We start from the raw sequence: 8,737 nt of genomic DNA on the forward strand, positions 1-8,737 counted from the left end.
AATCCACACCGAACCCGGAAGGCCCTCACCCGTTCAAGCAGTCTCAGCCGAGACCTGCATCACCCGTCCACAACCTCCCGGGGCAATACACCTAGATCCCCAGCTGCCGGAGCTCGGGCAGGCACGGCCTCGTGAACCCGACCGCCCTGCGCCGGACCCTCGCGCCGAGCGCCTCGCGGTCCGCCGCCCGGATCGCGCGCGCCCACGTCTCGGGGTCTGCTGCGCTCGGCAGAACGATCCCGGCATCGCCGATGGCTTCGGGGATGCCGCCCCGGTCGGTCCCGATGGTCGGAACGCCGTGCAGCGCGGCCTCGATGATCACGCGGGGGAAGGCGTCTTCCACGGTGGAAGGGACCAACAGCAGGTGGTGGCTGCGGTACAGCGGCGCCATGTCGTACACGCGGGGCACATACGTCACGTTCGGATAGGCGGCGAAGTCGGCGGCGGTGTCCCACCAGCCTTCGACCAGGGTGAAGTGCTGTTCCGGCATGAGGCGGATGAGCTGGTGCAGTAGCTCGGATCCCTTGGCGGGAATGGGGTTGATCATGAGTACGGACGCGGTGCGGGTCTCGCTCACATTGTCCCCCGGCAGCGCGAACGGCGGGTACATGACGGCGAGGCGGGTGGCGGGCGTCCGGGGTGCTCGCGCCAGGACGAACTCCGACACGGCGAGGCCGTAGTGGGGTCGGCCGTCGAGGACTCCCAGGCCGGTGGCGGAGACGGAGTGCAGGAGGCCGGCGACGAGCGCGCTCGGCCGGGCCCGCGCGGCGAGCTGCGCCGAGCCCTCCTGCGAGGTGAACACGACGTCCGGTCGGAGGTCTCTCAGGAGGCCATCGAGGGCGTGTTCCACCTTGTTCTGCGTCAACGCGGAGCACTCGACCCCGTTCCACCGGTAGCGCAGGGCGTCCTCTGTCTCGTCGTAAGGGATGCGATGCTGGTCGAGAAGGGCGCACATATCGGGGAGCTGGGTGGCTCCTTCCCAGGGCGCCTCGTGCGAGCCGAGATAGGTGACGTGCCAGCCGGCGGCGGCGAGTTCTTCGGCGAGGAGCTGCTGGGTGACCTCGGCGCCGCCGATGAGGAATGGGGGCGGGGTGCGACGCCAGGCGAAGAGGGCGATGGGCATCGTCCTTTACCTCGCCCAGTGGGTGACGAGGGCTTCCACTGCCTGTGCGACGTCGTCCGGGCCGGCGTCGGCGGCCAGGACGACGAGTTCTCTCGTCGCGGGCCGCCGGGGCGTGTGGACGAAGTAGTCGCGGGCGTGGCGGAGGAAACCGGGTTCGTGGAGGAAGTACTCGGATTCGGCGGCAGTGTGCCCGGCGGTCTTGCGGCGGAGATGGAGCGTCTCCCCCGGGACGTCGAGGTAGAGGGTGTGGTCGGGGCGCAGGAAGGAGAGCGTCCTGAGGCGGTCGAGAAGCTGGCAGTGGACGCCGTACCCGAACAGGGCGTCCAGGGCGTACGCGTGGGCGAGGAGGGTGTCCACGGAGCGGTCGAGGATGACGAGCTGCCTCCCGCTCGCGGCGGCCTCGGCAACTCGGGTCGCCTCGATCTCCATGAACCTCTCGAAAGCGGCGAGTTGGGCGGCCGCGGAGTCGGTACGGGCCGGAGGGATGTCGTCGCGGTGGGGTATGTGCTTGACGTAGCAGTCGGAGACGAACGCCCGCGAGCCGTGGGCGGTGCGGCGGAGGTGACGTATCGCCGTGGACTTGCCGGCGTAGGAGGGTCCCTCCAGGGCGATGATCAGCACGTCGACTCCTCCGTCCGGTAGAAGCGTTCGGCGTAGCGGCCGGTGCCGTCGACGAGGTCGGCGGCCGTGGTGAAGGCGTGCCGGATCGGGCGGTACATCTTCCGTGCCGGGTGCATCTGCGAGCCGTGCATCCGCAGGACGGTGACCTTGTCCAGGACGACGTCAGTGATGTCGACCAGCTCGGGCCGCATCGCCACCCCCGTACGTGTACGGAACAGGTGCTGGTCGCAGCCGGCGAGCGCGTACGTGGACCAGAAGGCGAGGTCCTCCCAGAACCAGGTGCAGCCGAGGCGGACGGCCGCTTCGTGGACGAGGAGATGGTCGGGGTGGCGGGTGACGGCGGCGGGCGCGAGGAGTTCGGCGCCGGGATGAGCCGCGGCGATCCGGCGGAGCTCACCGGTGATCTGGTCGAGCACCTGGAGGCCGTAGGGCCGGTACGGAGGCTCGGCGTCCTTGTGGCCGAGGAGGTGCCGACGGGCGCCGAACGGCGCGAGCGCGGCGGCTCCCTCGCGGTCGCGCAGCTCGGACACAGCGTCGACCGCGGTGTACGTGGTCTCCAGGGCGGGGTGGACGCTCCGGGACCGGGTGAAGACGGTGGCCACGGTCAGCGGTCGGGGGTGGGCGAGGAAGGTGCCCGAGGCGGAGAGGGCGAAGTCGTCGTGGTGGGGTTCGATGACGAGGACCGGGCGGCTGGCGGGGCTGCGAGCCTCAATGAAGTACGGGACGCGGGTGTGGGGTGCCGTCACCTCCAGGACACGGTGGTCGTGGTTCCGGTGGCGGTCGGCGAGCTGCTGGGTGTGCGTCTGGTGGGCGCGGTGGAGGTCGTCGGGGAAGGTGTAGATGCCGTGCCCGTCCGGAACCGGCAGGTCGGCCAGAGGCTGGGGCTGCACAGGGGTCTCCTTTGTCATCGCACGGTGGTCTCGTACCAGTGGCGCCACATGCGGGGCGACCGGAGGCGCAGGCGGGCGGTCACGGGGTTCTGCCACCAGAGCATCCGGAGGCTCGACCACTGGTCGTAGCGGCGGGTCGACGGGCGTACGCGCAGCTCGTCGAGGATCGTCACGGGCCGGCCGGTGGCCTGGCCGTGGGCGGTGAGGCGGGCGAAGAACTCCACGTCCTCGCTCATGAACAGGTCGTCCCGGTATCCGCCGACGTGGTGGAAGGCGTCGGTGGTGCAGAACTGGTTGACGCCCTGGGCTCCGCCGCGCCGGGTGCGGTAGTGGTCCCAGTAGGCGCACAGCAGGCGGGCACCGAGCCGTTCGGGCGTGTAGAGCGGCGGGATGGCGCCGCCGATGGCCCCGGCGTCCATGGCGGCAGCGGCGGCGGTGACCGCCTCCAGGGGCAGAGCCACGTCCGCGTCGGTGAAGAAGAGGCGTCCGCTGCGGGCGGCGCTCGCTCCGGTGTTACGAACGCGGCCGATGTTACGAACGGCTTCGGTGACGACGCGGACGCCGAAGGAGGCGGCCATGTCGGCGGTGGCGTCGGTGCTGGCGTTGTCGACGACGATCACCTCTCCCGTGCGGCCGGTGATCTCCTCCCAGCAGGCAAGGGAGGCGAGGACGGAGGGCAGATAGCGAGGCAGGTAGGCGGCCTCGTTGAAGGCCGGGATCACTACCGACAGGGCAGGGGTGCTCATCAGCGCGTCCTTTCCGGGCGGCGTGTGCGGAAGAGGTGCGGGGTCCGTCGGCTGAGGTCGTCCAGACGGCGGGCCCACAAGGCGCGGTCGGCACCCGGGGAGGAATGGGCCCAGGAGCGCGTGGTGTGGAAGACGGCCCAGGCGGCCAGCAGGTGGTGGTCGAGGGCGAGGGGGTAGGCGTCGGTGACTGTGCGCGCCCGGAGGGTCGAGAGGGCGTCGGTCATGACCAGGGTCTGGGCGACGTCGGATTCGCGGGGGCCGGCTGCGGCGTCGGTGAAGTCGACCAGGTGGCGGACGGCGCTGGGGCCGGCGAGCACGATGTTGTCGCCGTGCAGGTCGCCGTGGCACCACACGGGCGCCGTGTGGGCGGCGTCGGCGATGGTGGCCAGGGCGGGCGCGATGTGGTCCAGACTGCTGGGCGGGCAGCGGCGGCCGAGCGAGGTGACCTGCTCGTAGAACGGTCGGCGTGGCGCGAACGACTGGACGGGGGCCCGGTGCAGGCGGCCGAGCAGACCGGCCAGGTCTTTCAGGGTGCGTTCCTCGGAGATCCGGCCGGAGCGCATGGCGCTGCCGAGGGTGAGTGGACCGAGGTCGGTGGTGATGAGGGCGGTCGCCTCATGGCCGGGGATGTGGCCGTATCCGAGGACGGCCGGGACGGGAACGTGGTCGGCCACGGCTCGGAACGCCGCGCTTTCCGTGATCGCGTTGCGGCGTGCGGTGGCCGCGTACAGCTTGATCACGACACTGCGTCCGTCGGCCAGGCCCGCCCGGTACACGGCCGTGCGCGAGCGGGCGGACAGACGGTGTCCAGTGCGGGCCGGTACGCCGGTCAGGGCGAGGGCGGCGCGCGAGACGGCAGGCGGTAGCCCCGGGTTCACCGCACACCCGCCGGTTCCACGCCGACGGCACCCAGACGCCGAACGTGCCGCAGGGCGCGGGCCAGATGCCGGCGGTACTCGACGACGTCCTCCGTGACGGGGCAGTCGGCCTGCCACGGCTTCTCGGGGCCGACGAAGTGCACGAGGGCGGCTGCCGGATCGGGCTTCGGCGAGCGCGTGACGACCCGGCGTACCCAGTTCCCGCGCTCAAGGAACCGGCCGACCTCGAACCGGTTGAAGCCGCCGGCCACCGGGCGCACCCGGCCGGATCGCAGAAGCCACAGGTTCAGGGCGTCCTGGTCGTTGTGGAGGATGTGGCGTCGGGCGTGGATCAGGGCCTGTTCGACGCCTCGGCGGATGCGGGGCATGTGGTCGGTGTGGGTCCAGAGCACGCCCGCGTTGAAGTAGGGACGTCCGCGCAGGTGGGGCCAGCGTTCGGCGGCTCCGGGTAACGCCGGGCACTCGCCGACGGCCGGGTTGAACTCGTCGCGCACGGCCCCGGTCTCGTACGGCCCGAGGGAGCCCAGCGGGTCGGTGAGATCTCCGCGTACGAGGACGTCGGCGTCCACGTAGATCAGGTAGGGCCTGCGGACGAAGCCCGAGGTGAACTCGAAGCGCAGGTAGGTCGTGACGGTGATGTAGGAGGCGTCGGCCATGCGGGAGGTCCGCAGCGGGGAGCAGTGGCGGAGGTCGAAGGAGCCGAAGCCGGCCCGCTTGGCGAAGTCAGAGAGGAGGAGGGCCTGCGCACGGGTGAGGTCGAGGGTGAGCACCCGTACGGCGGCGGTGCGGCGCGCGGACGGGGTGAGGCTGTCGGCCAGGCCGCCGAGGGTGGCGAGGCCGGGGACGAGGTACTGCTGGTCGATGCACAAGCCGAACGCGTACACAGGGGCTTCGCCTTCCGGACGTGGCGCGCGGGCAGGACGGAGGGAGCTGCGGCGGCCAGAAGACGCCGGGTGGGTGGGGCTCACTGGCTGTCCCGAGTGCCGGCGCGGGCGAGGATTTCGAGGGTGTCGGGGGCGTCGGTCTCCCAGTAGGGACCGCCGCCGGTCGGCGGTCGAAGCACCCAGACGGTGCCGCCTGCTCGGACGTCGGTGACGATCGCCCGCCGTCCGCTTGCGTCCCTGACGAGGTCTCCGACCCACGCCCGCTCCGCGGTCACGGGGTGCCTTCCTCGGGCGTATCGCCCTGCGGGGTCAATCCAGAGGCCGCGTCCGCGATGCCGCGGCGCCGTCGGCGCTGGCCCGGGGTACGGCGCGCGGGCGCGACACCCGAGGCATCCACGAGGAACCCGCCCCGCTCGCGAATGAGAACTCCGAGGCTGGCGAACTGGGCCGCGTCCGTGGCGACGTGGGTGAGGGCGCTGACGACGACGCCCCGGATCATCCCGGCGGAGAGGGCGGACGTGACGGCCTGCCATCCAGGCCGCTCCGCGAGCGGCAGAGTCGGGTCGAAGTCGGACCAGGCGCCGGCGACGTGCCAGTGGCGGGCGTCAGCGTAGTAGCGGCCACGCTCTTCGCCCTCACGGATGGCGGCGGAGGTGGTGGCGCAGGCGTAGACAGCGATGGGCACGTGCCCGAGGCCGGCGGGCGGGTTGATCGGCATGCCCACAAGGCTGCTGCGCTGCCGCGCCCGGGCCCAGGCACGGCCCGTGACATCGAGGGAAGTCCGTACCCGGTTGCTGTGCCACGCCCCGTGGCAGCGGGAGAGAGCTCGCGCCGGGGTGTGCAACGACCCGTAGCAGTCGGGCTGGTGGCAGCCCTGCGACCACAACGGATCGTTGCAGTGCTGACGAGGGTCAGCGCACCCCAAGAGGAACGCCCGCAGAGTCGGCAAGACCCCTCAGCCGGTTGACGGACACCCCGGCAAGCCGGCTGATGATGACGCCGGGGAGCATCTGGTGGCGCACCCATCCCGGGGCCATCGCGCAAACGGCCTGGAGGGTGTCGGCGGCGGCATCCCAGCGCCGACATTCGACCTGGGTGAGGGCGACGTCCAGGCCGTAGCGGGCCCGGGTGGCCAGGGGAACCGAGTCGTCCAGGCGGACGGTGTCCATGAGCCGCAGCGCTCCAGCCGTATCGCCGAGCGCCACGGCGATGCTCATCGCCTGCGTGGAGGCGTACATCGGCCCGTACGGCTGGGCGTGCGAGCCGCGGGCGTGCTCGTCCCCGATGCGGGCGGCAACGGCATGGGCCTGGGAGAGGTACTCGCGAGCGTTGTCGGCGTTCGCGCCGCCCCGGGAGGCGGCGACGGCGGCGTTCGTGACGAGCTGCCCGTACACGCTCAACCGGTCCGGGTCGTGCTCGCTCATCTTGGGCTCGATCCGGTCGGCCTGGGCTGCGGCGAGGAGGAACCCCTGCTTCGTACGGCCGTCGCGAAGGTTGACCCACGCGGTCGTGGCGGCGAGGTGGGCGTCACGCAGATCGTCGCCACCTTGCACGGCGATCTGGCGGCCGTACGTCAGAGCCGCATACGCAAGGTCGCGGGAACCGAGGACGTTGGCGGCCATACCCGCGGTCTGGAAGGTATCGATCAGGACGCCTGCGGCGGCCTCCCGCTCTCCCGGATCCGCAGCGTCGAACCTGGCCTTGGCCTCAGGGAGCAGGCGGCCCAGGAGAATACCGAGCTCGGTGTAACGGCCTGCCCAGTACGCGGCATCCGCACGACGGACGACGGCACGGAGCTCTTCTACCGTGCCCGGCTCGACATCGGTGGGGATGCCGATGGCCGCGTCATGGGTGGCCGCGGAGACGAGCCGTAGCGCGGCCCGCTCGTCGCGGTCCATGGACCGGCGTGGCGCCTGCTGGCCGAGGAGCACGGCGATGTCCGTACCGAGCGCGTCGGCGATCGACAGCAGGGACGGGAGGGAAGCGGTCCCGCCGCGTTCGAGCTTGCGGACCACGCCGACGGACACGCCAGCTGCTTCCGCTAACTGCTCTTGCGTCATGCCGCCGCGCAGCGCCTTCAAGCGCTCAGAGGTGGTGTACTCCGACCACTGCATGCTCCAGAACCTCCGCGTGGTGAGCCCCACACGGACAGTACTGTCCGAAGGAGGGACACGGATGCCCTTTTCCCATAAGGAAGTTGCCCTTAGGCAGCCAGGACTGCCGTAACCCCGAGCAGCGTCTCGAGCTCGGCCACGGCCGCGTCTTCGTCCATGACGTGGACGGTGGAGATCCCCAGCGCAGTGGCCGGCGGAAGGTTAACTGCATGGTCGTCCGCGAAGACGCACCGCTCGGGAGGCAGCCCAATGCGCTCCAGTGCGAGCCGGTAGATTGCCGGATCCGGCTTCGCCAGCCCCTCCAGCCCGGACACGACGTGCACGTCGAAGAGGTCCCAGATGCCCACGTGCTCGTACGGATTGAACGGATCGAGGCCGAAGCTGTTGGAGAGCAACGCGAGACGGTGACCGGCGGCACGCGCGGCACGAGCGAGCGCGACCATCCGACGCGCCGGCGGAACGTCGGCCCAGGCCCGCCCCATCAGGTTCATGGGGTCCACGTGCTCCCCCAGCAGCGCCGCCGTCCCTTCGTTCCACTCGACCTGCCCGATCTCTCCGATCTCCAGAGCCGCGTACAGTCGCCGGCCCTCGGGGTGGTCGTTCAGAACGCTGCGCCACGCCTCCGGAGGCAACCCCTCGGACACACACCAGGCACGGTGAATTGCAAGGGGACTAGCAGTCAGCACGCCCGCAAAGTCAAGGATCAAGCCGCGCTGTTCACGCCTGTCAGCTGTACCAGTGCTGCTGTGCGGCATCCGATGGTCGCCCCTTCCCAGATAAGTTCTACCAGCGACGCTATCGCGCACTCGAAGCGGCGAGGTTGCCGGACTCCCCATGCATCCGAGCTGCCCCAGCTGCTTGTCCGCACCAGGCACCGCCCCGTGATGCAACCGGTCAGGCCGTGGTCTCGGCCACTCCCAGCAACGGCCATCAGGCAAGGGCCCTCATCTGTGTTGAACCCACACACCACCGAGTCAGTAGGCAGCGGCCCAAAGTGATGCCCGTCCGACCTCCGTCGAACACGGTCTGCGCTGCGACAGACCTTCTTCGAGGAGGATGCCCTCATACGAAGGACGAGCGTTTCAGCCGCCCTCGTCGGCTTTGCCGCCTGGCGCCGCACCCAACTCAGTGATGCCCGCAACCGGAATGCGCCTTCTACCGCTTAAGTTCAGCCATCACCGGCGCCCCATCCGGATCCCTTACCCGCCCCGCTACGATGAGCGACACGGTTTTCTGGCATGTGGCACTGGCAGTGCGGCCGACTGGCCCCTGCCGTGGAGGTGTGCGAGGAGATCGAGCTGGAACAGTACAGGTGTACGCCGGAAGGTCGCCCAGCGCCCTGGCACACGTCTGGAGATAGAAGGCGCCCACCCCTCGGGGTACGGGTGGAGTGACCCCCGAAATTCCGACACCTGGACGCTGGATGTTTCGTCATCCAGGGGAAGTGATCCAAGGTGGCAAAGCGGAAGAACTACCCCGAA

10 protein-coding genes are annotated in these 8,737 nt (G+C 70.4%); all 10 read right to left on the reverse strand.

Annotated elements, in window-relative coordinates; all coding sequences use genetic code 11:
• Window positions 1-91: 91 nt before the first annotated feature.
• Window positions 92-1,123: a glycosyltransferase gene (locus ACWFR1_RS39590; RefSeq protein WP_453560787.1), complete on the reverse strand. Its 1,032-nt coding sequence runs from the start codon at window positions 1,121-1,123 to the stop codon at window positions 92-94.
• A 6-nt stretch (window positions 1,124-1,129) separates the two neighbouring features.
• Entirely contained in the window at window positions 1,130-1,744 is a 615-nt protein-coding gene (locus tag ACWFR1_RS39595) for a hypothetical protein (protein ID WP_453560790.1), read from the reverse strand.
• Window positions 1,738-2,652 (reverse strand): PIG-L deacetylase family protein, encoded by a 915-nt coding sequence (locus tag ACWFR1_RS39600; RefSeq protein WP_453560793.1) that lies wholly within the window; start codon window positions 2,650-2,652, stop codon window positions 1,738-1,740. The genes ACWFR1_RS39595 and ACWFR1_RS39600 overlap by 7 nt, the downstream gene beginning before the upstream one ends.
• The gene (locus ACWFR1_RS39605; protein WP_453560795.1) at window positions 2,649-3,380 is read right to left on the reverse strand and encodes a glycosyltransferase; all 732 of its coding nucleotides are present in this window, start codon (window positions 3,378-3,380) and stop codon (window positions 2,649-2,651) included. Before ACWFR1_RS39605 ends, ACWFR1_RS39600 begins: the two co-directional genes overlap by 4 nt.
• A complete protein-coding gene (locus ACWFR1_RS39610; protein WP_453560798.1) occupies window positions 3,380-4,258 on the reverse strand; it encodes a phosphotransferase in 879 nt (292 codons plus the stop codon). Before ACWFR1_RS39610 ends, ACWFR1_RS39605 begins: the two co-directional genes overlap by 1 nt.
• Complete coding sequence (locus tag ACWFR1_RS39615; protein WP_453560800.1) at window positions 4,255-5,142, reverse strand: glycosyltransferase family 8 protein; 888 nt, start codon at window positions 5,140-5,142, stop codon at window positions 4,255-4,257. Before ACWFR1_RS39615 ends, ACWFR1_RS39610 begins: the two co-directional genes overlap by 4 nt.
• An 80-nt stretch (window positions 5,143-5,222) precedes the next feature.
• A complete protein-coding gene (locus ACWFR1_RS39620; protein ID WP_317595281.1) occupies window positions 5,223-5,417 on the reverse strand; it encodes a hypothetical protein in 195 nt (64 codons plus the stop codon).
• Window positions 5,414-5,860, reverse strand: a complete 447-nt coding sequence (locus tag ACWFR1_RS39625; protein ID WP_317595283.1) for a hypothetical protein — start codon at window positions 5,858-5,860, stop codon at window positions 5,414-5,416. The genes ACWFR1_RS39620 and ACWFR1_RS39625 overlap by 4 nt, the downstream gene beginning before the upstream one ends.
• A gap of 193 nt (window positions 5,861-6,053) precedes the next feature.
• Window positions 6,054-7,256: a helix-turn-helix domain-containing protein gene (locus ACWFR1_RS39630; RefSeq protein ID WP_453560804.1), complete on the reverse strand. Its 1,203-nt coding sequence runs from the start codon at window positions 7,254-7,256 to the stop codon at window positions 6,054-6,056.
• A gap of 89 nt (window positions 7,257-7,345) precedes the next feature.
• Window positions 7,346-8,011, reverse strand: coding sequence for an HAD-IA family hydrolase (locus tag ACWFR1_RS39635; RefSeq protein ID WP_453560807.1), 666 nt, complete (start codon window positions 8,009-8,011; stop codon window positions 7,346-7,348).
• Window positions 8,012-8,737 lie beyond the last annotated feature (726 nt).

It is taken from the genome of Streptomyces sp. NPDC055103 (genome assembly GCF_053607625.1).

Coding starts and splice junctions, on each gene's coding strand:
- ACWFR1_RS39590 (WP_453560787.1), bottom strand. CDS start 1,123: ATGCCCATCGCCCTCTTCGCCTGGCGTCGCACCCCGCCCCCATTCCTC.
- ACWFR1_RS39600 (WP_453560793.1), bottom strand. CDS start 2,652: ATGACAAAGGAGACCCCTGTGCAGCCCCAGCCTCTGGCCGACCTGCCG.
- ACWFR1_RS39605 (WP_453560795.1), bottom strand. CDS start 3,380: ATGAGCACCCCTGCCCTGTCGGTAGTGATCCCGGCCTTCAACGAGGCC.
- ACWFR1_RS39625 (WP_317595283.1), bottom strand. CDS start 5,860: ATGCCGATCAACCCGCCCGCCGGCCTCGGGCACGTGCCCATCGCTGTC.
- ACWFR1_RS39630 (WP_453560804.1), bottom strand. CDS start 7,256: ATGCAGTGGTCGGAGTACACCACCTCTGAGCGCTTGAAGGCGCTGCGC.
- ACWFR1_RS39635 (WP_453560807.1), bottom strand. CDS start 8,011: ATGCCGCACAGCAGCACTGGTACAGCTGACAGGCGTGAACAGCGCGGC.